Annotated in this window: 23 protein-coding genes and 1 pseudogene; 15 read left to right on the forward strand and 9 right to left on the reverse strand. The window is 69.4% G+C overall.

The features are described from left to right. Positions 1-5 precede the first annotated feature (5 nt). The 5 genes from AB0927_RS21990 to AB0927_RS22010 all read right to left on the reverse strand — a co-directional run bounded on the left by AB0927_RS21990 (position 6) and on the right by AB0927_RS22010 (position 4,942). The gene (locus AB0927_RS21990; RefSeq protein WP_366669360.1) at positions 6-1,697 is read right to left on the reverse strand and encodes a hypothetical protein; all 1,692 of its coding nucleotides are present in this window, start codon (positions 1,695-1,697) and stop codon (positions 6-8) included. Between the two features lie 70 nt (positions 1,698-1,767). After that, positions 1,768-2,172 (reverse strand): hypothetical protein, encoded by a 405-nt coding sequence (locus AB0927_RS21995; RefSeq protein ID WP_366669361.1) that lies wholly within the window; start codon positions 2,170-2,172, stop codon positions 1,768-1,770. An 81-nt stretch (positions 2,173-2,253) separates the two neighbouring features. After that, entirely contained in the window at positions 2,254-2,982 is a 729-nt protein-coding gene (locus AB0927_RS22000; RefSeq protein ID WP_366669362.1) for a VWA domain-containing protein, read from the reverse strand. Between the two features lie 71 nt (positions 2,983-3,053). Beyond that, entirely contained in the window at positions 3,054-3,980 is a 927-nt protein-coding gene (locus AB0927_RS22005) for a hypothetical protein (RefSeq protein WP_366669363.1), read from the reverse strand. After that, on the reverse strand, positions 3,977-4,942 hold the full coding sequence (locus tag AB0927_RS22010; RefSeq protein WP_366669364.1) for a protein phosphatase 2C domain-containing protein: 966 nt from the start codon (positions 4,940-4,942) through the stop codon (positions 3,977-3,979). Before AB0927_RS22010 ends, AB0927_RS22005 begins: the two co-directional genes overlap by 4 nt. Before the next feature lie 836 nt (positions 4,943-5,778). Between AB0927_RS22010 and AB0927_RS22015 the strand changes: the two genes are divergently transcribed. From AB0927_RS22015 to AB0927_RS22040, 6 genes and pseudogenes are all read left to right on the forward strand, one after another. Then, complete coding sequence (locus AB0927_RS22015) at positions 5,779-6,441, forward strand: hydrolase (RefSeq protein ID WP_366669365.1); 663 nt, start codon at positions 5,779-5,781, stop codon at positions 6,439-6,441. A gap of 217 nt (positions 6,442-6,658) precedes the next feature. Then, a complete protein-coding gene (locus tag AB0927_RS22020) occupies positions 6,659-7,342 on the forward strand; it encodes a YoaK family protein (RefSeq protein WP_366669366.1) in 684 nt (227 codons plus the stop codon). 106 nt (positions 7,343-7,448) lie between these two features. Further along, positions 7,449-9,338, forward strand: a complete 1,890-nt coding sequence (locus AB0927_RS22025; protein WP_366669367.1) for an amidohydrolase — start codon at positions 7,449-7,451, stop codon at positions 9,336-9,338. A gap of 49 nt (positions 9,339-9,387) precedes the next feature. Next, entirely contained in the window at positions 9,388-9,879 is a 492-nt protein-coding gene (locus AB0927_RS22030; RefSeq protein WP_366669401.1) for a DoxX family protein, read from the forward strand. Positions 9,880-9,922: 43 nt separating this feature from the next. Continuing rightward, a complete protein-coding gene (locus tag AB0927_RS22035) occupies positions 9,923-10,453 on the forward strand; it encodes a MarR family transcriptional regulator (protein WP_366669368.1) in 531 nt (176 codons plus the stop codon). Between the two features lie 118 nt (positions 10,454-10,571). Further along, positions 10,572-11,220 (forward strand): annotated as a pseudogene (locus AB0927_RS22040) (site-specific integrase); the annotation flags it as partial. A 482-nt stretch (positions 11,221-11,702) separates the two neighbouring features. Here AB0927_RS22040 and AB0927_RS22045 read toward each other — a convergent pair. Continuing rightward, a complete protein-coding gene (locus AB0927_RS22045; protein ID WP_366669369.1) occupies positions 11,703-14,372 on the reverse strand; it encodes an ATP/GTP-binding protein in 2,670 nt (889 codons plus the stop codon). A 380-nt stretch (positions 14,373-14,752) separates the two neighbouring features. Between AB0927_RS22045 and AB0927_RS22050 the strand changes: the two genes are divergently transcribed. From AB0927_RS22050 to AB0927_RS22065, 4 genes are all read left to right on the forward strand, one after another. Next, entirely contained in the window at positions 14,753-16,465 is a 1,713-nt protein-coding gene (locus AB0927_RS22050; RefSeq protein WP_366669370.1) for a hypothetical protein, read from the forward strand. Continuing rightward, a complete protein-coding gene (locus AB0927_RS22055; RefSeq protein ID WP_366669372.1) occupies positions 16,465-16,860 on the forward strand; it encodes a hypothetical protein in 396 nt (131 codons plus the stop codon). Before AB0927_RS22050 ends, AB0927_RS22055 begins: the two co-directional genes overlap by 1 nt. 108 nt (positions 16,861-16,968) lie before the next feature. Further along, positions 16,969-17,385 carry a hypothetical protein gene (locus AB0927_RS22060; protein ID WP_366669373.1) on the forward strand — a complete coding sequence of 139 codons (417 nt, stop codon included), beginning with the start codon at positions 16,969-16,971 and terminating at the stop codon, positions 17,383-17,385. Beyond that, on the forward strand, positions 17,369-18,058 hold the full coding sequence (locus AB0927_RS22065; RefSeq protein ID WP_366669374.1) for a hypothetical protein: 690 nt from the start codon (positions 17,369-17,371) through the stop codon (positions 18,056-18,058). The genes AB0927_RS22060 and AB0927_RS22065 overlap by 17 nt, the downstream gene beginning before the upstream one ends. Positions 18,059-18,088: 30 nt before the next feature. Here the strand turns inward: AB0927_RS22065 and AB0927_RS22070 are convergent, their stop codons facing one another. The 3 genes from AB0927_RS22070 to AB0927_RS22080 form a co-directional block, all read right to left on the reverse strand. Further along, positions 18,089-18,919 (reverse strand): hypothetical protein, encoded by an 831-nt coding sequence (locus AB0927_RS22070; protein ID WP_366669375.1) that lies wholly within the window; start codon positions 18,917-18,919, stop codon positions 18,089-18,091. A gap of 386 nt (positions 18,920-19,305) precedes the next feature. Beyond that, the gene (locus AB0927_RS22075; RefSeq protein ID WP_366669376.1) at positions 19,306-19,872 is read right to left on the reverse strand and encodes a peptide deformylase; all 567 of its coding nucleotides are present in this window, start codon (positions 19,870-19,872) and stop codon (positions 19,306-19,308) included. After that, the gene (locus AB0927_RS22080) at positions 19,869-20,843 is read right to left on the reverse strand and encodes a helix-turn-helix transcriptional regulator (protein WP_366669377.1); all 975 of its coding nucleotides are present in this window, start codon (positions 20,841-20,843) and stop codon (positions 19,869-19,871) included. Before AB0927_RS22080 ends, AB0927_RS22075 begins: the two co-directional genes overlap by 4 nt. A 144-nt stretch (positions 20,844-20,987) precedes the next feature. Here AB0927_RS22080 and AB0927_RS22085 point away from each other — a divergent pair, with 144 nt between their 5' ends. The 5 genes from AB0927_RS22085 to AB0927_RS22105 are packed head-to-tail and all read left to right on the forward strand — an operon-like array spanning position 20,988 to position 25,515. Continuing rightward, positions 20,988-22,148 (forward strand): glycosyltransferase family 1 protein, encoded by a 1,161-nt coding sequence (locus tag AB0927_RS22085; RefSeq protein ID WP_366669378.1) that lies wholly within the window; start codon positions 20,988-20,990, stop codon positions 22,146-22,148. Further along, positions 22,145-22,849 carry a hypothetical protein gene (locus AB0927_RS22090; protein ID WP_366669379.1) on the forward strand — a complete coding sequence of 235 codons (705 nt, stop codon included), beginning with the start codon at positions 22,145-22,147 and terminating at the stop codon, positions 22,847-22,849. The genes AB0927_RS22085 and AB0927_RS22090 overlap by 4 nt, the downstream gene beginning before the upstream one ends. Further along, positions 22,846-24,075 carry a glycosyltransferase gene (locus AB0927_RS22095; protein ID WP_366669380.1) on the forward strand — a complete coding sequence of 410 codons (1,230 nt, stop codon included), beginning with the start codon at positions 22,846-22,848 and terminating at the stop codon, positions 24,073-24,075. Before AB0927_RS22090 ends, AB0927_RS22095 begins: the two co-directional genes overlap by 4 nt. Further along, positions 24,076-24,942 carry a glycosyltransferase family 2 protein gene (locus AB0927_RS22100; protein WP_366669381.1) on the forward strand — a complete coding sequence of 289 codons (867 nt, stop codon included), beginning with the start codon at positions 24,076-24,078 and terminating at the stop codon, positions 24,940-24,942. It abuts the gene before it with no gap. Positions 24,943-24,990: 48 nt separating this feature from the next. Next, positions 24,991-25,515 (forward strand): ATP-binding protein, encoded by a 525-nt coding sequence (locus tag AB0927_RS22105; RefSeq protein WP_366669382.1) that lies wholly within the window; start codon positions 24,991-24,993, stop codon positions 25,513-25,515. Positions 25,516-25,600 lie beyond the last annotated feature (85 nt).

Consider the following 25,600-nt stretch of genomic DNA (forward strand, 5'->3'; position numbering starts at 1 on the left):
GACGTCTACCTTCCGTTGGCCCTCGCGGGGGCGGGCGGAGCACCGGCGGGCCCGTTGCCGGCCGGGCCGCCGGGAGCGGCCGGGCCGCGCCGGAACATCGCGGCGACGCCTCGGCCGATGCCGACGGCCGAGTTGCTGACGGTCACGTTGCCGCCGGCGTACAGGCCGGTGTTGTTGATGGTCGTCTGACGTTGCACCAGGTCACTGGTGTCGATGTTGTGGTCCTCCATGAACTCCACGAGGGCGTCCAGCACACGGTGTTCGACCGTCTTGGAGTACAACTCGCGGTCCAGCTCCTGGAAGTAGCGGTAGAAGAGCTGGTCGCTGGCCGCGTCGCGGAGGCTGAAGGACGCGCCGTAGTTGAAGGACCGGTTGCGGATCTCGCGTGCCTGGCGGGCCTGTTTGCGGTGCTCGGCGAGGGGCCCGGACAGGGCCGCCAGCACGGAGACCGGGGAGTTGATCAGCAGGCCCGGCGCGCGGACGCCCGCCGTGACGACCAGGTCCCGCAACTGGCCGAGCGTGGGGGACCCGAGGAGCCGGTCCGCGATGCGGTACCGCTCGCGCACGGGGGCGAGGAGGGAACTGCTGCCCTCGATGAAGAGCATCTTGCGGTCGGAGAGCAGGGCACAGCGCAGGAAGAGGGTGGTGGCCAGTTCGCCGCTCCAGCCGGTGACCCGGATGGCCAGGTAGGGGCGGGCGCGGCCCTTGCCGTCCTCACGGAGTTCGTGCAGGAGGCTGGGGTCGACCCGCTCCCTGGGCGGGCCTGCGGTATCGGGCAGCACCGCGGCGCGGGTCCGGTCGTCGATCTCGTACAGCAGGTCGGCGCCGTTGACGAACAGCAGGTTCTCGACGTGGACGCCGGGCAGTTTCAGGTCTCCGACGCGGGCCGCGAGGTGGTCGTTCAGCTCGTGGACGGTGAAGGGGATGACCGTCTTGCCCTCTTCGGGATGCGCGGTGTCGACGGCGAACGACCAGGTGGCGAGGGACTGGCCGTATCCGACGAAGGGGGCGTAGCGGGAGAACACGACGACGTTGCCGCGGTCGAGTTTCTCGATGGCGGCGATGCGGCGCCGGTTGTCGGCGCTCAGCGGCTGCGGGGCCTGGTCGGGCGCGAAGTTCTGGCGGCTGAGCCGGGCTGCGACCACGCCGTAGTGCACGCTGAACGATTCGACGGCGACCACGACCCAGGCGGCGAGATAGCCGAGGACCAGGGTGGAGAAGATGCCGCGCTGGGTGAGCAGCACGAGCGTGAGCACGAACACCAGGGTGAGCACGGCGTCGCGTCGCGCCTGCCGGCGGCGGGCGGCGAGCGCGTGGCGCAGGACGCAGCCGAGGTCGACGCCGGGCGAGGAGGCGACGGCGCGGCGGGGCTCCTCGATGATCCGCTCGACGGCGTTGCGGGCGAATCTGCTGTCGGTGTAGACGGCGGTGCACAGGTAGCGGGTGATGTCCCGGGCGAACCGGGGGGCCGCTGCCGCCGCCGGGAGCCCGGTGGGCTTCGGCGGTGCCGGTACGGTGCCGGCCGGTCCGGGGGTGTGCGGGGTGCCGTGGGGTTGCACGGGAGCGGCGACGGGCGGGGCCGGCTGGGTCGTCTTCGTACCGGCCATCGGATCGAAGACGCGTACGGCGCCGCAGTTGGCGCAGGCGGTGTAGTTGCGGTCGTTGACGGCCGCGCACTGGGGACATTGGAGGGTCATGGCTGTCTGCCTCCGCTCGGGACGCGGGACGGCGTGCGGTGCTGGGGCGGGGTGCGGTGCTGGGGTGGGGTCAGCCCCAGGAGGGTGTCCGGTGACCGGGCGGCGACGAAGCCGGGGACTGCTGCCCGGTGCCGGACGTCTGGAACCCGGACGGTGAGCGCGGTGCGCCCGGCGTCCGCTGGTCCGGCGGGAGGGTGGGTGGCGTGCTGGATGTCGGCTGACGCGTGGGTGACATGCCGGGTGTCGGCTGGTGCGTGGGGCTGCTGGGCAGGGGGGAGTGCGTCCGGGGAGGCGTGGAGCCGGTCGGCGACGAGGAGTGCGCGGGACGGTGCGTGGAGTGGGTGATCGGCGAGGTGGGTTTCGCGTCGGCGCCGCCGTCCGGGGACATCAGGCGCAGCAGTACGGCCGCCGCCACCAGGCCCGTGACGGTGAGCAGCAGCCGGTCGTGCTGCCGGAGGGTGGGGCGGGCGGACACGGTCGCTCCTTGTGGTCCGGGCGGTAGGGGGTGCCGGGCGCCGCGGGGCCGGCATCTGGCGTGGCGTGCGGGCCACGGAGGTCAGTCCATGTACTCGGTGGGGACGGTCAGGTACTCCGGGCTGACCGGCTGCGCGACGAAGCCGGGGGCGGAGCGGGGGATTTGCATCTCGCCCGCGCGGGAGGAGGCGACCAGCGAGTTGAGCAGGCTGCCCAGCGCCTCCAGCAGCGCCTGGTCCTGGTCGGTACCGGCGTCCGCGAGGAAGGCCGCCTTGGTCGCCACCTTGCTGAGCACGTCGGGGTTGGCGGCGCCGAAGCCGTAGCTGATGACGTGCGGGTGGCGCGGCCAGGACCGGTCGACGAGCTGCCGGAACGCGTCGTGCCAGCGCGCGTCGGTCGGGGCGCCGTCGGTGAGGAGGAACACCACCGGGCGCAGTACGGCCATGCCCATGCCGCGCAGGTCGTCGACGTCCGTTTCGATGCGGCTGCGGACGAGATCGAAGGCGGCGGAATAGTTCGTGCGCCCGTTGCACACGATCTCCGGCATGGCCTGAATGCGGTCGAGGTCGGTCATCTCGATGATCAGATGCGCGTCGCTGGAGAAGGCGATGAGCGACATGTGCGCGAATTCCGAGACGCGCGGACTTTCGGAAATGGTGGCGTGCAGCTGGGTGAGGGTCCGGTTGAGCGTGTGCTGGTGGGGCTGCATCGAAGCCGAGGCGTCGATCACGAGATAGGTCGGCAGGCATTTCTGCCGTAAGTGGTAGGCGCCGGTGCCGTGGCCGGGCACGGCGTCCTCGTGGTCGTTCATGTGGTTCCTCTTCCGCTGTTCGAATGTGCGGCGGCGAGGCCGCCTCGGTTCGTGTCCGGTCGGAACGGGCTTCAGTGGCGGGCGCTCGCCAGAATGAGCAGGACCAGGATGAAGGCGACGAATACCGCCACGGCGGCCCAGCCCATGTCCGAGGACGGCTTTTTGGGATCGGGCGCGGGACCACCCGCCTTCGCCTTGCTCGCGGGACGGCCGGGGACCGCGTTGCTCACGGGGGTGCTGTGCGCCTGCGGCGTGGGGTCCTGCCGGGTGGCGGGCCGCTTCGGCAGCTCGGAGCGGACGACGGGGAACCGGACCGCCGGACCGTCGTTCAGCACGGCGAGCAGCACCGAACTGGGGGGCCGGGCCAGCGGGTCCTCCCAGCCGGGCTGGCAGATGTCGGCGCCCGAGCCCTCGGCGCAGCCGTCCATGTCGATCAGGTAGATGGAGTAGTCGGCCGGGTTCCAGAAGGCGTTGGCGTAGTTCCAGTCGGAGTAGACGAACCTGCGCTGCTCCAGGGCGGCGGCGATGCCGACGAGACAGCGGCAGGCGGTGATCCGCTGCTCGGGGGTCGGCGGGGTGCCGTTGCGTTTGAACCGCTCGTCGGAGCGGGCCAGCGTGTCGATCTCACGGAATCCGCCGACGGGCGTACGGAAGCCGTCCGGCGCCATCGGGATCAGGCAGCCGACGGTCGCGGAGGAGTCGTCCTCGACGCGCGCGACTGGCCAGGAGGTGTGGCGCAGCAGGACCTCGCGGGCCGGACGCCCGGCGGCGGCCTCGGAACGGCCGAACGCCACGAGCCGGTCCAGCCGTCGGGCGTCGGCGTCGGCGAGTGGCTTCTTGTAGCGCTTGAACAGCAGGTCGGGTCCGGTGCCGTGGCCGGTCACGCGGGTCACGGCGGAACTCTGGCCGTTGTTCGTCGCGATCTGTTCGCCGAGGGCGCCCAGCGCGGTCAACGAGGTGACCGGGGGCAGGGGCCGCTGCGCCGGACCGGCGGTCACGACGGCTCCCCGCCGGTGTGGCCGGCGTGCGGGGCGGCCGGCAAGGCGCGAGCGTCGGGCGCGACCCAGACGGTCACCGACGTACGGTCGTCCAGGAAGCGTTCGGTGTCGTAGCCGATGTCGTCGAGGTATGAGGTGACGGGCATCGGCTGCTGCCAGCGGTCCGCCAGGCAGGCGTTGAGTTCGTCGAGGGCGGCGAGTCCGTCGCCGACCCCGTCGGACACCACCGACACGACATCGCCGGGCCGCAGTGCGAGCCGGCTCTCCTGGGCCATGTGCGGGTCCGCGGGGAGGGTGTGGGCGACGGCGTTGGAGTCGTAGCCGCCCTCGGCGCTCTTGCGGTCGCCGAGGGTGTGGCGCCAGCGCCGCTCGTCGAGCCGCCACAGGGAGCAGTCCCCGAGCCAGGCGGCCCACAGGGTGCGTTCACCCGTCGCGACCGTCGGGCGGGCGGGGATCACGGCGACGAACAGGACGGCGCAGACGTCGGTGGGGGCGATTTCGCGGCGTGCCGCCTCGTGCCGCATCGCGACGGCGGCCTCCTCGAAGAGTTCGGCCGCCGACAACCGCGCCCCGGGGCCGTCGAGTCGGCGTCTGAGGTAGCTGATGGCCGTGCTCGCCGCGACGGCGGCTCCGAGTTCGGCGTGGCTGCTGCTGGAGACGCCGTCGGCGACGGCCAGCAGGAGATGGTCGCCGCTCGCGTCCCTGGCCAGGCGGTACGCGTCCTGGCGGGCGGTGGCCGGCTCCTGGCAGCGGTGTCCCGGGCCGACGAGCGAGGCGGCGCGTACGGCGAGGTCGCCGAGCCGTGCCTCGTCGGCGGCGACACCGGAGGAGGCGGGGCGCCGGGGCAGCAACCACGGGAAGCGCTGCGCCTTCGACCCGGCCCCGAAGCGCGGCACGGAGGTGGGGACCGGGACCCGGGGAGCGGGCGGGGACGCGCTGACGGGGTTCGGCTGCCGCACCACGAGGAGCCCGTCCGCCCCAGCCGCAGCCGTTGTGCCACCACCCTCGGCCGGCTCGGCAACCCCGGCCGATTCGGGCCCCAATGGCCCCGGGGACCCGTATACCACCGTGCGTATCGCCAGGAACAACGTCCCCGCGGCCGCCAGCACGAATAAGTCGATCACCGAGCGAAAGAAATGATCGTCCGCAGGGAAATAGATCAAGAGGAACATGCCCCCGAAAAGACCTAACGCCCAGACCAGACGCCCCCGTTGCAGCGACATGCTCGGGATTGTATCAGCGCGTCCTGAGTCGAGGGAGAGGAAAGTGATTTATTGATCGTTTCTCCCCGACCGGAAGAGAGAATTGGAATTCCGGTAATCAAGGTCATGGAAACTGGAGATCACGAAAAGGGGAGCGTTCGCGTGCCGGTGTTCCGTGACCGCGTCCTCGTGCGCCGCTTCCAGGCCGCCACCCCGCCGTGCCCGCCCCGCGCCCCGCTCGGTCGACCGCTCTTGGATGCCGGCGGCGCCGGTCCGGACGGCCCCGCCACCCCGAACGCACGCTCGGCTCTGCCGTGCACGACGGCGCGCGGCCTCGCTCACCGGAGCCCCCCGAGGCAGGCCTTCGTCAGTGTGACGGACGCCACTCCGAACTGCATCTCTTTCCAGGAAATATCTTGCGAGCAAGATTAATTGATACGGGCGTCCCCACCGGACGGACCACCGCCCGGGACGACATCCCGAAGGAGGCCGCCATGTCGGCACCCAAGAGTCGCTTCCAGCGGCTTATCGAACGTATGTTCGGCCGACCGACGGCCGCCCCCCTGGTTGCAACTGAAGACAAGAAGGAACCCGTCATGTTCAACATCGCCAACGTCAAGGCCGCGCCCAGCCCGGACCTCCTGACCCCGGACAACTCGGTGATGCTGTTCGTCGACCACCAGCCGCAGATGTTCTTCGGGACCGGCAGCGGCGACCGCACCGCGATCATCAACGCGACCGTGGGCCTGGCCAAGGCGGCCAAGGCGTTCAACGTCCCGGTGGTCCTGACCACCGTGGCCGCCGAATCCTTCTCCGGCCCGATCCTGCCGCAGCTGGCCGAGGTCTTCCCGGGCCAGGAGATCATCGACCGCACCACGATGAACGCCTGGGAGGACAACGCTCTCGTCGAGGCGATCAAGGCCACCGGCCGCAGGAAGATCGTCATCTCGGGTCTGTGGACCGAGGTGTGCCTCGTGCTTCCGGTGCTGTCCGCCCTCGGACAGGGCTACGAGGTCTACGTGGTCGCCGACGCGTCCGGCGGTGTCACCCCGCAGGCCCATGAACACGCCCTCCAGCGCATGATCAGCGCCGGCGCCGTGCCGGTGACCTGGATCCAGGTCCTGCTCGAACTGCAGCGCGACTGGGCCCGCGGTGAGACCTACGGCGCCGTCATGGACATCGTCAAGGAGCACGGCGGCGCCTACGGCCTGGGAGTCGTCTACGCCCAGTCCGTCATCGGCGCCCACGCCGCAGGCTGACCCACCGACCTGGTGCCGGCCCGAGACCAACGCGTCCGGGCCGGCCCCAGCCAACCGCCGGCCTCCCGCCCACGGCGTCCGGTGACGCCGGCGGCGCGGAGGCAGATCTCGCAATACCACCCATCACGGTCCGTCACCTCACCGCGGCCAACCCAGGGTTGACCCGGTGGCGGACCGCGCTCAAGACCGAGCAGGCGGCCGCATACGGGTCGCGAGCATGGAAACGACCGTGAACCTCAACCATCCGCCGGCCCCTCGCGAGCCGCTCCTGGCGGCCCTCATGACCGCGACAGCGGTGAGCGGCCTCATCGACGCGATCAGCTACCTGGGCCTGGGGCATGTCTTCACCGCGAACATGACCGGCAACGTCGTCATCATCGGCTTCGCCGCCGCCGGCGCCCCCGGCTTCTCGGTGCTCGGCTCGCTGGTGTCGCTGGCCGCCTTCCTGGCCGGAGCGGTGATCGCCGGCCGGCTGGGAACCGTCATGCGCACCCGGACTCCGGGCAGTCGGCTGCGCTCGATCCTGGCCCTTGAAACGGTGCTGCTGGCCACGTCCGCAGTCGTCGCCTTCACCACGAGCCATGCGGTCTACACGCTCATCGCCCTGATCGCACTGGCCATGGGCCTGCGCAACGGGACGGTGCGCAAACTCGCCGTACCGGATGTGACCACGACGGTGCTGACGCTCACGCTGACCGGACTGGCATCCGACTCGACTCCGGCCGGCGGAACCAATCCGCGTGTGGGCCGCCGGCTGGCCTCCGTGCTGGCGATGCTGGCAGGTGCGCTCGGCGGAGCTCTGCTCGTGCGGCACACGGGACTGGGCTGGCCCCTGCTGGCCGGCGCGCTGGGCACCGCGGTCGCCGCCCTGGCCGTGCCGCGCGGCTCGTCCTCCGACTGAGCCGACCGCGCGGACGTCCCTCCCCGCCGCGTGCCCACCGGCCGCCCCACCCCTCACCCCCTCTCTCCACATTCCCTGCCGGAATTCCCTACCGGAGATGATTCCCATGGCCACCATGCCTGTGGCAGGCCTTCCCCCCGTCAACGCCGACCACGTCGCCGACGTCGTGGTCCGCAACGCCAAGATCTACACCGGTGACCCGGCGAACCCGCAGGCCAGTGCCGTCGCCATCAAAGACGGCAAGGTCACCGTGGTCGGTGACGACGCGGACGTCGCCCCACTGATCAGCACCCGGACCCGAGTGGTCGACGCGTTGGGCCGCCGGGTCATCCCCGGCCTCAACGACTCCCATGTGCACGTGATCCGCGGCGGCTTGAACTACGTCCTGGAGCTGCGCTGGGACGGTGTTCCCACGCTGCGTCAGGCGTTGGCGATGCTGCGCGAGCAGGCCGCCCGCACCCCCAAGGGCCAATGGGTCAGGGTGGTCGGCGGATGGTCGGCGGACCAGTTCGCCGAGAAGCGGCTGCCCACCGTGGCCGAGCTGAATGCCGCCGCGCCGGACACCCCGGTCTTCGTGCTGCACCTGTACCAGTCCGCGCTGATGAACCGAGCGGCACTGAAGGCGGCCGGCTACACCAAGAACACCCCCGACCCCCAGGGCGGTCAGCTGGTGCGAGGCCGAGACGGGGAACCGACCGGCATGCTGCTGGCCGCGCCCAGCGCCCTGATCCTCTACTCCACCCTCGCCGCGGCACCGACCCTGCACGGTGAGGAACTGAAGACCTCCACCCGCCACTTCTTCCGCGAGCTGAACCGGTTCGGCCTCACCTCGGCCATCGACGCCGCCGGGGGGTTCCAGAACTTCCCCGACAACTACAGCACCGTCATCGACCTCGCCAAGGACAGCCAGCTGTCGCTGCGTATCGCCTACCACCTCTTCCCGCAGACCGCGGGACAGGAGATCGACGACCTGCGACGCTGGATCGACATGGTCCGCCCCGAAGACGGCGACGAATGGCTCCGCCTCAACGGCGCCGGAGAGAACCTGACGTGGGCGGCGGCCGACTTCGAGAACTTCACCGAGCCCCGGCCCGAACTGGCCGCGGACTACGAGGCAAGCTTCGAGAAGGCCGTGCGGCTCCTGATGGAGAACGGCTGGGGCTTCCGCCTCCACGCCACCTACGACGAGACGATCCGCCGCGACCTCGCCGTCTTCGAGAAACTCGCCGCCGAGGGCCTGTTCCCCGCCGGCAACCGCTGGCTGTTCGACCACGCGGAGACCGTCTCCCGCGACAGCCTCGACCGCATCGCCGCGCTCGGCGGCGCCATGTCGGTCCAGAACCGCATGTCCTTCCAGGGCGAGGCATTCGTACGCCGCTACGGCGCCGGAGCCGCCGCGGAGGCTCCGCCGGTGCGCGCCATGCTGGACCGCGGCCTGATCGTCGGCGCCGGCACGGACGCCACCCGGGTGTCCTCCTACAACCCGTGGGTCGCACTGCACTGGCTGGTCACCGGCCGGACCGTCGGCGACCTGACGATCTATCCGCCGGAAAACCGCGTCAGCCGGGAGACCGCCCTGGCCATGTACACCCAGGCCGGCGCCAAGCTGACCGGAGAGCAGGACGTCAAGGGCATCCTCAAGCCCGGTTTCTATGGCGACCTCGCCATCCTCTCCGACGACTTCTTCACCGTCCCGGAGCAGGACATCCCGCACATCGAGTCCCTCCTCACCGTCACCGGCGGCCGCATCGTCTACGCCGCGGCCGAATACGAGGGCCTGGACGAGGCGATGCCGGCGATCACCCCGGCATGGAGCCCGGTCGCCCACTACGGGGGCTACCAGGCCACCGTGAAGCCCAGCATCTCGGGCGCACGGCAGGCCGAACTGCTCGGCCAGGCCGTCGCCGAGTCCGAACAGCACCGGCAGTGGCGCGCGCAACGGGGCTTCACCCCCGAAGCCCCGACCGAGATCTTCGACACCTGCTTCGTGTTGTGAGGCGCGGAACTCACCGCCGCTCCCCCGGTCCATTGACGAGGAGAACATGATGGACACCGGACTGCTCGTCCTGCGACTGGTCATCGGCCTGCTGTTCGCCGGACACGGCATCCAGAAGGTCAGCCACCGCCTCGGGGGAGACGGGATCGAGGGCGGAGCGGCGGAGTTCCGGGCAGACGGGTTCCGCGGCGGCCGGGTCACCGCCGCCGCCGCGGGCCTCGGGCAGATCGCCGCGGGTCTGCTGCTGGGCGCGGGCGCGTTCACCCCCCTGGCGGCCATCATCGCCGCGGGGGTCATGACCGTCGCGATCACCGTGAAGTGGCGGAACGGGCTCTGGGTGCAGAACAACGGCTACGAGTACCCGCTCGTCCTGGTGATCGTGCCGGCCGCGCTGACGCTCACCGGACCCGGCCGTTGGTCGGCCGACCAAACCCTCGGGCTGCTTCCCTGGGCACCATGGTGGACAGCCGCAGCCGTCGCCCTGGGCGTGTCAAGCGGGCTGATGACCCGCGTCCTCCTCGGACGACCACCCGCACGCTGAGCCCCGGGGGAACATCCGCGCCGCCAGGACGTTGACACATCCCATGGAGAACAAAGCGACGGGCCCGCAGAGCGCGGCACCGCCGTCCCCGGTCGAGGATGGCCACGGCCGGGACAACGGCCGCAGCGTCGATCAGGACCTGCTCGACGGGTGGAGGGACGTGGTGGAGGGTTTCCACGCCACCAACGAGGCGCTCGTCAGCGAGCTGGCCGAGCGCTTCAACGTCGGCCGAGGACCCGCCGGCGTCCTGCTCCGTCTGCTCACCGCCCCCGGCCACCGGATGCCGATGACCCGTCTGGCGCACGAGGCCGGCATGTCCAGCGGCGGATTCACCAAACTCGCCGACCGCCTGTGTGCCGACGCCCTGGCCCGGCGCGTGGCATGCGAGGACGACCGACGCGTCACCTATCTCGAACTGACCGACGAGGGGCAGCACACCGCCCAGGCGATCTCCCAGGCAGCGACGGAGATCCTGAGCACCCGAGTGCTCGCCCCCCTCGGACCCGACGGATTCCGCAAGCTCACCGAGACGATGCGCGCACTGCGCGACGCCAACAGCGATCCGCGGAAGTAGGAAACAACGCAAGACCCTGGTGACCTACCCGGGGAAGGCGGCCGAGGACATCCACTCACCGAGCCACCCTCGCCGAGGAACTGGCCGCACAGATTGTCTCCACGCTGCGAGGGGATTGCTAGGCGCTCGCAAGCTCCGCGACCTGAGCGCGGAAGATGTAGATCGCTGGCTTGCTGCCAGGGCGAAGACGCTCAGCACGCGCACCCTCCGGTCCATCCACTCGTGCCTGAATCGCTCGGTCAAGCGGGCTATGGCTCGGGACAAGGTGAAGCGGAACGTCGTCGAGTTGTGCTCGGTCCCCCAGGGCCAAGCGGGGCGTCCCTCGAACCTCGATGTACGCGTACAGCTGAAGGGGGAGCCGGACGCCGACCCGCCACAGCCTCCGCACATCGCGGTGTGGCGCTCGGTCCGGCGCGACGGGGACACCAAGACCCGGAAGTCCTGGCGCACCCTCGCTTTGCCGGCGCGCTGCGTCGAAGCTCTCTGGCAGCATTTCGAGGATCAGGGCTGGGATCGCTCGCCGCTGAGGACAAGTGGGAGGAACACGGCCTCGCAACGCGGACGAGTGGACGCCGAGGGAGCTGCGGCACAGCTGCGTGCCCCTGCTGTCCGACCGGGGCGTCCCGCTGGAGGAGATCTCCCGGCTTGTCGGGCACTCCGGGACGGCCGTGACCGAGGAGGTCTACCGGAAGCAGATCCGGCCCGTGATCCAGACCGGCGCGGTGGTCATGGACGGCATCTTCGGCACGCAAGAGCGGCGGTCGTAGACCCGCGGGAAGCGTTAGTCACGCAGATAGACACGCACGCAGAAACAGGTCAGGCAGGTACTGAATCCAGTACCTGCCTGACCTGCTGTTTTGGCTGTCGGGGTGGCGGGATTTGAACCCACGACCTCTTCGTCCCGAATGAGGTTCGGGCAAGATCGACACCTGCGTGTGTGGGTAAACGTGCAGGTCGGAGCCTTGGTCTGGGTTGGTGTGGAGTGGGCTCGCGTGGGCTCTGGGGGAAGATCATCTCCCAGATTTCTCCCAATGAGGTGGTGTGGCGGCAATCCTGCCGTGTCCGCATGACGCGTTGCGTCGGCGAATTTGTGCTTGGCTAGTCGGGCAGTGCCGCCGCCTCGGTGGTGTTCCGCCCGCAAGTCCCATCACGGATACAGATCGCCCCGCCCATGGATGGAAGCGTGGTGCGCGGGTGCCTTGTGGAGAGCCGGGCAATCTCCTGGCAACAGCAGATCGTGTACTGCGGCTCAACGAGCCCTACCGACCTGATCGCGGCGTCCCAGTACTATGTTGCGCCATCGTTCCCGGGTCTGTCGTTCCCCGTCGATCCACCGTGCTCGTTCGGTGTTCGGGGGGAGTGGGAGGTCGCCCATGAAGTGCGCGATTTCGACGTAGTAGGCGTAGTAGCCGTTTTGTGTGAGCCCGCGCAAGCGGTCGATGTTAGCCGCGAGGCTGTCCTGGGCGTCAAGGACCGCGTGGTGGAAGCACAGGGCCAGTTGCAGTTTGGCTGCGGCGTAGGAGATGCCGGAGACGCCGATTTCTGCGAGTTGGATGGCCGCCCGGTCGGGCAGGTCTACGGCGAATCCTGCATCGCGCACGAGCATGGCGATGTGAGCGGTCATCTCGTTGGAGCGCAGACTCAAGGGCGACAGCAGACGGTCCGCGAGATCGAGTTCGTCATCGGCCCGAAGCGGGTCGACGAAGGACACGGCGAAGGCGAGATGTGCCTGGGCCACGGCGGTCTCGCCGACCACACCGTGTTCTTCGGCCTCACTCCGGGCCGCCAGATACGCGGCTGCCGCCCGCTCCATGTCTCCCTGCACCCACCAGACGTCCCCCAGCACCCGATGGTGCCGCCCAGCCCAGCCCAGCCTCCCGGCGGCCTCCACCGCTGCTGGGAAATCTCCGGACACTCGGCTCAGGTGCGCCAGACCCCGTCGAGCGGCGGAAGCGAGCCGACCGCCGGCGGACGCGACACGCTGCATGCCGCGGCGGGAATCGTCGGTCAACCCGAGGTCCCGCTGGGCCTTCGCCTGGTAATACGTGGCCAGTTCGACCAGTTCATCAGGGAGCAACCCCGATGCGAGGACGGCGGAGAGCCGACTGACTGTGCGTTCACGGTGTTCGTGCTGGCGCCGGGCGATGGCACTGAGCGTTTCCACCAAGGCATCCGCAGCAGTCCGCACGCCCCCCGACGACGTGGCGTCGGCGGCGGGGAGCACCAGCGGTTCCCAGATCGAGTCCCCTACGTACTGGAATGCCGCATCGCCGAGCCAGCCGAGATCGAGATGGAAGTCCCGTGCGAGGAGCAGCCCTTGCTGGAGGCATCCCACCAGGACGGCGCGGTCGCGTCGCAGGTCCTGGCGCCACTGCGATTCCAGCGCTTGGAAAGCGCGTTGGGCCGCGCGCTGCCAGTCGTGCTCCGACCAGCGGTCGTCACTGGCGTCGTCCGTATTGCGAATGGCAGCGCGGATGAGGTCGTGGACATGGAAGGGCCACACACCGGAGGGGGACTTCCGGATGAAGGGGCGCTCGGTCAACCGTAGGGCAGGGGCATCGTGCTGCATACCGGCGGCCTGGGTGGCCAGGGGCACGGAGAACGCGCTGAGCAGGCTGACCGAGCGGAGTACGTGGCGTTCCTCGGCGGTCAGGTCTCTGAGAGTACGGGCGATCAGGGCGGGAAAGTCGTGGTCGAAATCCGCGACCTGCGGCTGTCTGCCGCTGCGCCGAAGCTCCAGGTACCGCATGACCGACAGGTCCAGATACAGAGGAAGCCCGTGGGAGCGCTCGGCGATGATCCGGCGGACCGGTTCGTCGATCAGCGGCTGCCCGTTGCGGCTGAGCCTGCGGGACAGGTAGTCCTCGCAGTCTTCCGGGGAGAAGTCGCCGATCAGGATGTGGCCGCCGGATACCCCTGACCGGGTATGGGGCGTGTCGGAGGCGAGCCCGGGCCACGCATTCGGACCAGTCCAGTCGAGTTGCCCTTCCAAGCTGCTCTCTGCCCACTGGAGGCGGTTGCGTCCGGTGACGACGAAGAACGCGTTGGGCATCAGCCACACGATGCGCTGGAGAAGACGCTCGAAGTCACGGTGGGTTCGGTCGCCGGTGTCCTCGAAGGTGTCCATCAGGACCACAAGTAGTGCGCCCTTGTCGGCTGGGAGTTGGGCCAGGTCCCAGGCGAGCAGGTGTGGGTAGAAGCTGAGGGTTTCCAGGTCGGGTTCGGCTTCCAGCAGGTCGGCCAGGCGGGAGCAGCCGGCGAGCGCGCGTACGGACTGGCGCCGCTCGCGTAACGCTTTGATGAGTGCCCCGCCCCCGTGTCCGAGCGCGCTGCCGACGGTGCCGGGCAGGAGCAGTGCCTGGGCGACGTCGCCGAGGGCGGACTGCATCTGCTGCGGCAGAGCGGCAGCGGCGCTGAAGCGGCTCAGCAGCCCGCCCCTGCGCAGATAATCCTCGATCGGTTCACCTGGGTGGTTGTGCTCCCAGTAGCGGCGCAGGGCGAGGTCGAAGGCGGGCATCGGTCGACCGAGCGTGGCGACTGCAAGGCGGATGGTGAGGATGACCCGTTCGAAGTCCATGCCCGCGGCCTGCGCAAGGTCGATGCGGACCGGCAGGATCCTTTCCTCGTGGAATGACGCTTCCCACTGCACTGGGCGGTGCTCACTGTGGGCGAGCGACGCCTCGATCTTGCGGGAGAGCGTTGACTTGCCGATCCCGCCCACACCGTGGAACACGATGATGTTGGTGCGGGGGCTTTCCAAGTCCTCCACGTCGAAGTCAGAACTGGTCAGACGCCGTATGTGATCAGCGAGGCCGGCTGTCACCGCCTGCCACTGCGCCTGCCGGTTCGTGAACGCCTCACTGGCGGCGATACTCCGGTCGTTTGAGCTGAACAGCGTTCGAAGATCCCGCCCTGCCATGGCTCCCCCTGACGATCAACTCGGATCAATCTACGTTCCTTTGGGGGCAGCCTGACAAGCGCGCATTCAGGCAGGGTCCGCGGGTTGCATACAGCAGGCGCGATGGCCCGATTCCGGCCCGGCTGTCACGTCATGCGCGTACCGGATCCGACCGGACGAGCAGCGGTCAAGGCTTGGGGTGAGTTCTACGCAAGGAGCGGAATTCGGACAATCGATGTGTTCTACAGGCAGATTGCGCGGATTGTCGCGTTTGCGGTCTGGTGGTTTTCCAAGTTCACCGTGAAGATGCCCGCCGGATCGACGAACGGGGGCGCATGGCTTTGGGGTGGGGGCTGCGGGCTCAGGGCCGGGTGGCTAGTGGTGAGGCCGAGGGGCCGGAGGTGCCGATTCAGGTTGCCCCCGAGACCTCCGGTGCAGGCCGCCACGGCGAGGTGGAACCGACCTCATCGGAAGTGACCAGGCTGCTGTGTCAGGCCGTTTACGCGCGTCCTGACCGAGTGGGGGAGGTCAAGGCGTGGTGGCGGAAGTTCCGAGGCAAGGGCAAGAAGTCGAACAAGCCACGACGCAGCACCCGTAGACGCATCTACCTGGAGGGGAGTGACGACTGCCCGCCGCTGGGCGAGCCCCTGGCGCAGTGGGCCGTGGACCACGTATTGCACGGGCCGCCGGTGCCTGTTCCGTCGTACGGATTCGACCTCGTACCCGTGGTGGCGCACAGCCTGCGTGCGCGTCGACGTCGGTGGGCTCGACGCTTGGCGGTGCTGTTCCTGGCTGCCCTCGTGATGTGCGCGGCACCGCGGGCGGCCGTCGTGTGGGGAGTGGTCGTCCTGGTGGCTCTCTTGATGCGCTGGGCCGCGCACCGGGCGTTACGCAAAGGGAGGAAGTCTCGGCTGGCCAGGTCGCCCCGGGTGGCTTATCTCGTGCTGTGCATCCCATGGGTGCTCGCGATCGTTCCGTACAAACCGGTTGGTGACGAGGTCGTCGCCCTGCGGGTCGGGCTTCTCCTCTTGCCGTTCGCGCTGGTGATTGGAGCCGCGCTGGTGTGTGTTGGCGACCGGCTCGCGGCGCGGGTGGCGCTGGCCCGGCTCGTCCGTGAGGGCGTGTCGCCCGAGCGGCTGCCGTGGGTTGCCGCGAAGGGCGGCCATCGGATGACGCGCATAGCCAACGAACAGGGGAGGCGGGAGCTGCCGTACGACGAGCCCGAGTACTTCGTGGGAGCCGGGCGCGATGTGTGGGGATCCGCCGACATCGCCATCCCGTTGAAGCCGAAGGATCCGGAGGAGTCGGTCAAGTCGTTCGGGGAGGCGGAACTGTTGCGGCGGATGGGCGGGGCGCTGCGCGAGCTGGGGCGCGGAGCCCGGGAGATCACTGATCCACTGCCCGGCTTCTCCGTCACCGAGGTGAAGGGCCTGCCGTCGGCGCTGTGGCTCCGGCGCACCCGGGCGGCGAAGCTGGAGCTGCCGGACCTGCGCGGCCGGGGGCGCCGGTCGCCGTCCAGCGTGCCGGACCGATTGTATCTGCGGGCGCAGTGTGTCAGCTGGGACGGCCAGGTCGTGGTCACTGTGTTCGTGCACGCCGCGCTGGAGGCTGGCGAGCTACGGCTGACCGTGCGTCCGCACGTGATGACACCCCTATACAACGAACTGCGGATGACCGACGCGCCAGTCGCCATGTGTGGGACACGGATGCTCGGCTGGGTCGTCACGCAGTCGCTCTTGGACGCCGCTGCGGGCCCCATCTGGCTGTGGCGCTTCGTGGCGCGACTTGGGCTCGGCGAACAGGCGGAGGACGGCCGCGCCGAAGAGAAGGACCCGGTCAGCCTGCGCGATCGATACTCCACCGAAGAAGTTACGGACATGCACCAGAGCGACGACGCCAAGAGGCATGTCGTGTTGATGCAGACCTGCATCTTTCGGACCGTCGCCGAGTACCTCGACGAACTGGGCGTGGACACTGCCCCGTACGAGCGCCAGGTGGCTGCGGTCATCACCAACATCCAGGTGTACGGCGACAACAACGCGCCCATCCAGAACGTCGCGGGCAGCAACATCCGCGGGGTGGGCCAGAGCAACGGCAATCAGGGAGGCAAGTGATGAGGATGGGACGGCGTCGCCCCGAGCCGGAGCAGGGACACGGCTCGGGTATCAGCATCGGCGGCAACAACAACGCTCCGAATCAGAACGTCGTGGGCCAGAACATCTCCCACGTCTACCAGTCCGCGTCAGCCCAGGGCGCAGTCGACATCGAGGCCGTACGAGACCTCCTCACCTCGTTCCGTGCTGATGTGGAGCGCAATGAGGCGGGCTTGGCCAACGCGACGGTGCTGCGTGCCATGGCGGACACCGTCGACACCTCGTTGGCTGCGCCCGACGCGCAGGCCGGCGTACTTCGGGGGATCGCCCAGGCACTGCCCGCCCTGGTGGCGGGAACCGTGGTCCAGCAGGGTGGCCAAGCTCTCGCCAACGCTATTGCTGCATGGCTGAGTTGATGCGTTAGAGGCTGCATAAGGGGCAGCGCGGATACGGGATGAAGGGTTCGGCTGCCTTCCGACGCGTGCGCGGATACAGTGCAGCAACCAGTGGGGGAGACGACACAAGTGGACGAAATGACCTTCGCCGTGACGACAGTGGTCGCGGCCCTGCTCAGCGAAGCATCGCAGGACGCGTACGCGAGGGCTCGGGACATCCTCCGGCGTCTGATACGCAGGGAAGGCCGATCGGATGCCACAGCCCTCTTGGAGCGCCTCGACCAGCACCGTGCGATGGTGGTGCAGCGTTCCGCGCTGGACCGCGGTGAGGCGGCGCGCAGTGCCGCAGCCGAGTGGGCTCCCACGCTGAAACAGCTCGTACGGGCGGACCCGGGCGCCTATGCGGAGCTGCGTGCCCTGGTCGGAACGGACAGGCTGGACTCCGTGACCTACCAGCACAACCACGGCTCGGGCACCTTCATCAACGGCAACGTCGAGGGTGGTCTCACGATCAATCACGGCACAGCGCATGGCAGAGACATCTGAGCCCCGGAGAGAGGGAGACCAGCACAATCACGGTCCCGGGATCTTCATCGCGGGTGATGTCATCGGCGACGTCCATCATCATGTTCGGTCCCCAGTTGGTATGCGTGCCGGTGAGTCCCCGACAGAAGCGGGAGCTCGCAACAGTGAAGAGACTCCTGAGAGCGGCGAACCGGCAGAAGATGAGGACGAAGAAGATGGCCCGCTCTGGTCACTGATCGGCTACGGCTGGTTCACCGTCCTGCTTTTCGGGATGGCTGGTGTCGGGCTGAAAGATGCGTTCACGTCGAGGACACCGACGGTAGAGCGTGTTGCCTCGGTACCCCTGGCAGCAGGTCTGGCCCTCGGCGGGTTGGTGGTCCTGGCGTTCGCGTTCGCGGCGCTCGCCGAGGTCTGCGCCGCTGGCGCGATCAATGCGGCCGGCTCGGCTCGCAGGCGAGGAACGGAAGGTCGACGTGCCGCCGCCCGGCTGAACCTGCGACAGGCCCGCATTGTTGCCCGCTGGGCTCACAACAGTGCAGTGCTCGCCGGCGTCGTGGCGGCGCTCGTCGGCTTCCTGGCCGTGAGCAGAAGAGCGGCGGAACGTGCACACGATGCGCGCGAGTGCGCCGAGTCCGAGGTCACGAAGACTCACGCGGCACTGAGTGATCAGAATCCGGCCAGGTACGGCGACTGAGGCGTCGGCCCTGGCCAGGTCAGGTGACTTCTAATCGGACGTGGCCCCGGTTTCGGGCCTCAGGTAACCGATCCCGGCATCCACGATCCACTCGGCGGCCGTGGGATCGAGTTTCCACGGGTTGACCAGCAGCGTGGCGCGCAGAATGTCGCGGTCCTGAACGGAGGGCGGCTCGGCGCCCAGTTTCTCCCTCCGTTCCCCGTCAGTACCCCAATGAGCGTTGGTTGCATCGTCAAGGACGCGGATGAAGCGTTCGACGCGGTCGGGCCATGTGGGGTGCGCCCACCACTGGGAGCAAGCCAGGGCACCGTGGCAGGCGGTGCGGAGCAGGCCGAATCGGACGCCCCTATCCTGCATCTGTCCGGCAAAGCCGCCGAGGACCCGATCTGCGTGGTCCTCGTACTCTTCAAGGTCTTCCTGCGAGCGAGCCAACTCGCCGAGCGTCATGCCGGTAGGAAGCCTGCGCTCGGCATTCGCCAGCCATCGGAAGAGGCGACCGGCAAGGACGTCCACATCCTCCACGTCGGCACTTGCCAGCGCGGTGCTGCTCGCCGAAGTGATCCCGGACTCGACGCACCACCCCTTCAGGCGCCGCCGTATGGCATCTGTGGTGTAGCTGTTGATGCGCATCATGTCGCCGTCCGAAAGCCGGCCTTCAGCGTGCCAGTTTTCGATGCAGCTGTTCCGCCAGGCGCCGTTGGTGATGCCGATCGCCACGAGGTCCAGCAACGAGGCCAGGTGGCTAGGGTCCACCGCGACCTGGCTGCGAAGGGTCTCCTCCATGAGCTCGTCGGTCATCATGGCCTGCGCCTCTTGGATCATGCGCTGCACCTCAGGGGACATGCCGTCGTTCTTGGTCATGCCTGGCGGCCTCTCGCGTGTGTCGGGTATGTGCAGATGAGGGTAAGGGGCAGCGCTGGCAGTGGCTTACCGTCAACGGGGCCGCGGCTTTGCCGAGTTCGGCCACTGACTCTCGCGAAGGACGCAATCAGGGTCGATCTCATATGCATAGGGCGTTCTCGGACTCTCCATACGAAACCAGTGGTTGTGCCACCGTGATGCCTTGCGTGAAGCGGTTTGTGGATCGAGCTGCTGTGCAGCATCTGCGGATGCATCTTCTCGAGGGGGAACGTTACGGATTGCGATAACAGCGCCTCGCGGGACCGGCAGGCGGGTTCGGCAGCGCCAGGCACGCCGCGGCGCTGGTAGGCCGCGAGCCTGTATCTCGGTCCCCGTGAACTTGACGGCTACTGCTCGTATGCCCAGGCCCTGCCGGTCTGTCGGTACTCCTCGACGGGAATCGGCTCGACCCCGGTGCGCATGCGGGCGGTGTAGAGCAGGCCGTCGAGGTGGTCGATCTCGTGGTGGATGAGGCGGGCGAGGCCGCGTTCGTACACGGTGGTGACGGTCTCGCCGGTCAGGGCCGTGGTCTGGACGGTGATCTTCAGGGGGCGGGGGACGAGGCCGCGGACGTCGAAGAAGCTCAGGCAGCCCTCGTACTGCTCGTCCAGCTCGTCGGAGCGGTCGGTGATCTTCGGGTTGAGCAGGATGACGGCGGGTGCGTCGCCAGGCGGCTGGACGACGGCTGCGGAGCGGCCGATGCCGATCTGCGGGGCGGCGATGCCCATGCCCTTGGCGAAGGGGTGGACCTGGCCGATCCGTTCCATCGCGGCGAACAGTTCGTCGGTGATGCGCTCGGCTTCGTCGCGCTCGGCGGGCAGGGTGAAGGCGCGGGCCGGTTCGGCCAGGATGCCGGCGCTGTGCTGGACGACTCCGAGGTCGCGCATCTGCTGGCTGGGCCGCACGTCGATCACCTGAAGTCCCCTTGTTCAGCGTTGTGTTCGGGCCGGGCCCGGAACCTCCACTCAAGACGGTACCGAGCGTGGAGGGCGGGCGTGGTCGTGATCCAGGTGAATTGCCTCAGTTCACCGCCGTCGCTGCGGACGGGTGGGGTCCGCAGGGGTGAGGCTTCGGCCGTCATGGAGGTCTCGGTGCCCCACACGACGGGGTCGAGGACTGCGGGGAAGGCGAGTTGGACTTCGAGTTGTTCGGTGGGCAGGCGGACGGCCCGCTGGAACCAGTTGCCCCATTTGTCGTCACCGACGGTGTAGGCGTACTCGATCCACACGGACTCGCCAGGGTAGAGCGGGAAGCGGCCGTGTTCGTTGTCGAACAGCAGCCAGACTTCCTTGAAGGCGTCGCGGTCGTGCTTGGCCTGCCAGCGCATCGTCTCGCCGCGGCAGGTGGCGGTGAGGTCGAGTTCGTCCCAGGTCAGCGGGTGGGCTCGGTAGTGGGCGTTGGACTGCTCGGGGTCGCCTGGGTATCGGTCGACGGAGATGCGGATCAGGTAGCGGGTCACCGGTTCGTCGCCGGTGTTCCGCAGCAAACGCCTCATGGTGAGCCGGTATGAGTGGCCGTCGTACTGGAGGCGGGCGGCGTCGTGTTCGACGACGAGGGCGGACCCGGTGGCGTACGGCTGCTCGGGCCTGCGCTGGGTCAGTGGGGCCGTGGGCTGACGCCGGGACTTCGTCCGGGCCTGCTCGTAGTCGCACCAGCGCCGCCAGATCGCCTTTCCGGCGTTCAGGTGCTCGTCGGCGAGCCTGGCGAACTCCTCGGTGGGCTTGTGGCGTCCGGACTCGACGTGGCTGACGTACGACGGGTCGAAGCCCATGGCCAGCGCTAATGCCCGCTTGGACATGCCGCGTACTTCCCGCCATCTGGCTACCTCGGCCGCGAAGTCCTCGGCCGCCTGCTCGACGGTGATCTCCTCGCTGTGCGCGTCCATCGAAGCCCCGCTCCGCGTCACTTGGTGAGCATGAATGAACCGTGAGTGATCCAAGTTCATCATCCCGTCACGACGTGCGTCGCCGTTTTCCTTCCCTCAGTGGCCCGGATCGACCCCCGGGCGGATTAGGGAGGCGACGCAACCATGCGCGTGCTGTACCTGCTCAACATCTCCAATCCCGACCGGCTGTCGGCGGATTCGGGGTGGATCTTCGCGGATCTGCTGGCCCCGTCCCTGGTCGACGCCGGGGCGGAAGTGACCGTTGCGGCCCCAGCTGCGGCCGGGGATGCCCGCTGCGGATTCCACCGGACGAAGGTGCCCGGGACGAAGTACCGGGCCCGCTTCTCGGCAGACATCGACGAGTTGGTGGCCCTGATCGGTTCGGAGAAGCCGGATGTGGTGGTGGCCAACCAGATCGAGGAGGCCCCGGCTGTCCGCACGGCTCTGCTGGAGGCCGGCTCGGATGCGCTGCTGGCCGGGTACTGTCACTACCTGCCGTTCTCGTTCGCGGGCGGCGGACAGATGCTGCTCGACCCGTCGCTGGACGACGCGGGGCTCGGGCGGCCGGTGCTGCTGGCGTTCGCTGCGGGCCTGGCTGCGTGCGACCGGGTGATGGTCCACTCCTCCACGGCCGCCTCGTGGGTGTCGGCCGCCGCCGCCCGGATGACGGTGGACCTCGGCGACCGGCTGCGGGTGGTGCCCGCACCGCGTGACGAGCGCCTGGTCCGCGACCCTGCCACGCTCCGGGCCGCCTCCGGCACGGGCAGCGCGATCGGTGTCTACAACCACCGGCTGTACGCGCACTACGGCACCGAGCAGTTCGTGGACCTGGCCCGTCGACTCAGCGACTCCGGTGCCGTGCGGCTGCGGGTCATGGACCTGTTCGGCCAGCGCCGGGCCGAGCGCAAGGGTCTGGACGACAGCCCGGAGAAGATGCGCGGGAAGCTCGCCGCGCTGCCGCACGTGCAGGTCGTCTCCGATCGTGGCGACCGCGTTCGCTACAAGAACCTGCTGGCCGGCGCCCGCTTCGGCATCGCCCCGTTCCGGCCCGGCTGCCCCTGGTCGATGAGCGTCATCGACTGCCAGGGCATGGGCCTGCCTGTCATCTCGCCCCGCCTGGGTTGGCTCGCCGAACACATCGACCCCGAGCTGTGCTTCACCACCCCGGACGAAGCCGTCGCCCTGGCCGAACGCCTTGCCGCAGACGACGAGTTCCACGCCGTCCACGCCAAGCGGGCGCACGCCTCCACCGCCGACTTCACTCCTGCCCTGGTTGCCGTCCGCTACCTGGAGGCGATCTCGTGACCGGCTTCGACGCCGTGTTCCTCTCCTACGACGAGCCGATGGCCAACTCCCTGCACTCCCGACTCCAGCGGACGCTCGGCGGCACGGTCAAGCGCCTGCACGGGGTCCACGGGATGCGCCGGGCCTACCGGCTGTGCGCCGAGGTCGTCGAGCGCGAGCAGTTCTTCCTCGCCGACGGAGACTTCGCCGTCGACACCGACTTCGATCCGGCCACCGTCGCACCGCTGGACGAGGGGGTCTCCATGCGGGTGTGGCGGGCGGTCAACCCGGTCAACGGCCTGACCTACGGCTACGGCGGCCTGAAACTGATCTGCCGCAGTGCCCTGCGGGAGATGGGCGACGCCGTGGATGTGCTCGCCGCTCTGCCCGGACGGATCGAATTCGCCGAGCACACCGCCGGGATCACGCGGTTCAACCAGAGCCCCTTCCACGCCTGGAAGGCCGGTTTCCGCGAGTGCGCGATGCTCGCCCGCGGCAGCGAGTACGGCATGGCCGACGACGACGCCCACCCGCGCGTCGATGCCTGGATGCGCAGCCGCAGCGGCGAGTTCGCCGCCTACGCCGCCGCGGGGGCCACCGAGGGCGTCTCCTTCGCCAGCCAGGCCGCGCGTGACCCGCAGCAGTTCGACCACCTCAACGACCCCACCTGGCTGCGGGAGAGGTTCACCGCCGCCCACGGGGACCAGGCGGTGTCCGGATGACCGGCCCGCTGGTGCTCATCGAGCCGTACGCGAACCGCCTGGGCGGGCACCACCAGTGCACGCTGGTGGCGCTTGCCCAGGCTCGGCCCGGCAGCCTCGTCATCGCCCCGCACGGGATTGCCACCGAGGCAGTACGTGCCTTGCGCGAGGCGGATGCCCGGCTGGTGACCGCACCGGCCGGGCAGGCGGCAACCGTGCTGGGGGCCGTCTCCCGGCTGGCGGCCGGGCTCTCCTCGGCCGGACAGCGTCTGTTCCGCTCGCGCCGCTGGCCCCGACGCCTGCGGAGGGTGCCGCACCAGATCACCCTCATTGCCCGCTGCCTGACCGAGGCGTCCGCGCTGCGGTCTGCTCGCCGGTTGGACCCCGGCGCCGACGCGGTGGTGATCCTGACCGCGAGCGAGGCCATGCACGGGGCCGCCGCCCTCCTCGGCGGGCAGCCGCACCTGCGGTTCGTCCACGAGGCGGTCACGGCCGAGGACGCCGTCGTGCGGCTGCTGGGCCGGCTCGCCCGCCGGGGCGAGCAACGGGTGATCGCCGTGTACCCGACGCAGGCTGTCGGCGATCAGTTCGCCGCGGCCTTCGCCGACCTGCCCGCGGTCGTGGGTTCCTTCGCTGTCGACGACGGCCGCCGCCTGAGCGACGCCGAACGCAACGGCGGCCGGGCCGCGTTTGACATCCCCGCCTCTGAGGCCGTGGTCTGCATGGTCGGCGGCTGGTGGCCCTACAAGGACATCGCCGTCGTCGACGCCGCCTTGGGCCGGCTCAAGGAGCCCCTGCACCTGGTGGTCACCGGTTCCCCGCTCGACGAGGCCGTCCTTGAGCGGTGGCGGTCCCTGCCCGACCTGCGGGTGCACACCATGCCCGGTCCGGTCAGCGAGTCGGTGCTGCGGCTCGTGTACGCCGCCGCTGACGCCGCTCTCGTCGCCCGTCGGCCCGGGACCGGCAAGGAATCCGGGCTCGTCATGGACGCTGCCCGCCTCGGCGTCCCCCTCGTCGTCTCCGAACACGACGACGCCCTCACCGCCCGCCTGCACGGCCGGCCCTGGGCCCTGACGTTCCCCGCCGGCGACCCGGACGCCCTCGCAGACGCCCTGCACACCGTCATCCGCCAGCCGCCCCCGTTGCCTGGACCGGAGGCCCCGGGACCGCTGGGGATGCGGTCGGCCGCCGAGCAGGCCGACTTTCTCACCCGCACCTTCGCCCCCTTGCGCACGAAGGAGTCCTGAATGCCGAGCACACCTCCCGCGCTGATCGCCGTCGTCGGCCCCGTCGAGCCGCCGCTGCTGACCGCCTGGGCCCACCACTACCAGTGGCTGGGCATCGAGCGGTTCCTGATCGCCTTCCACTTCCCCGACCACGTCCCCGACCGGCAACGGCACGAACTGCAGGCCGCGTGCCGGGAGCTGGGCATCATCCCCACCGGCACCAGCACAGGCCCCTGGCATGAGCACACAAATACCCAGCTCCGTGACGCCCTGCGGCATCGGGCCGGTCCCGGCTGGCACCTGTTGGCCGACGCTGACGAGTTCCAGCAGTACCCCGCCCCGCTGAGCGAGGTGATCGCCCAGGCCGAGAAGTCTGGAAACCCTGTGGTGGGCGGTTTGATGCTCGACCGCGTCGCCGCCAGCGGACGTTTGACCAGCTGGCGGCCCGAAGGCGGACTCGATCTCGCCTATCCCCTCGGCGGTCACCTCACCCATCGGCTTCTGTACGGCGACCCGAGGAAGATCGTCCTTGCCCACCACGACGTCACCGTCTCCTCCGGCAATCACCGCGCTCCGGGCCACCACCCGGGCGCCGACCGCATCTGCGCGGTTCACCATTTCAAGTGGCGCTCGGGCGTCCTGGACGACCTCCGCCGCCGGGTCCAACGCTTCACCAGCGGCACCTGGCAGGAACACACCCCAGCCGTCCGCGACGAGGCCGGACGCCTGCTGGCCCACGTCGGCCAGCACGGTGGTGTGATCAACACCAGCGATCCGCGGTTTGCCTTCCGCCGGGTAAGCCTGGACCGGATGCCCTCCGGCTGGCTCTCCGAAGCCCACAGCATCTTCACCACCTGGCGTCCGCATGCCCACAGCGGCCAGGATTGACACACGACGCTCTCACGCGCGGACACCATGTCGCGGAAGGATGACCACGTGCCCCTCGCCGTACTCTTGGCCGGCCTCACCGGCTCCGGGAAGACCACCGTCGCCCAGGCCCTGGCCGACCGCGGCTACCTCCGGCTGTCCGTGGACGAAGAGGTCCACCGCCTCCACGGCCGGTACGGCGTTGACTACCCCGAGCACACCTACTTCGAGCGGGAACGGCCCGTGGTCGAAGCGACCCGGGACCGGTTCATCAAGGAGATCGAGGCTGGCAACGACGTCGTCCTGGACCACGGCCTGTGGCGCCGCGCCGAGCGCGACGCCTGGCGGCAGGCCGCCCGCGAATCTGGCGGCCTGCCCGTTGTCGTCTACCTCCCCGCCGACCGCGACGAGCTGTTGCGGCGCCTGGCCGAGCGCAACGAACGCGAGGACGCCAACGCGCTGACCGTCACCCCTGAGGCATTGGACGACTTCTTCGCCCGCTTCGACCCCCCGGCCGAGGACGAAGACGTGATCGTCTACACCGGCGACCTGGACGTACTGGTGGCGGCACTCACCGCCGCCCGGGGGCGGTAAGGCCGCCAGGGTCACGGCCCGGAGGCCGTCAGCAGCACGACCCGTACGAGGCCGTGCCGCTGCGAGCGGCGGGCAGGCGGCGGAC

This window comes from Streptomyces sp. NPDC048106 (genome assembly GCF_040706415.1).
Classification (GTDB): domain Bacteria; phylum Actinomycetota; class Actinomycetes; order Streptomycetales; family Streptomycetaceae; genus Streptomyces.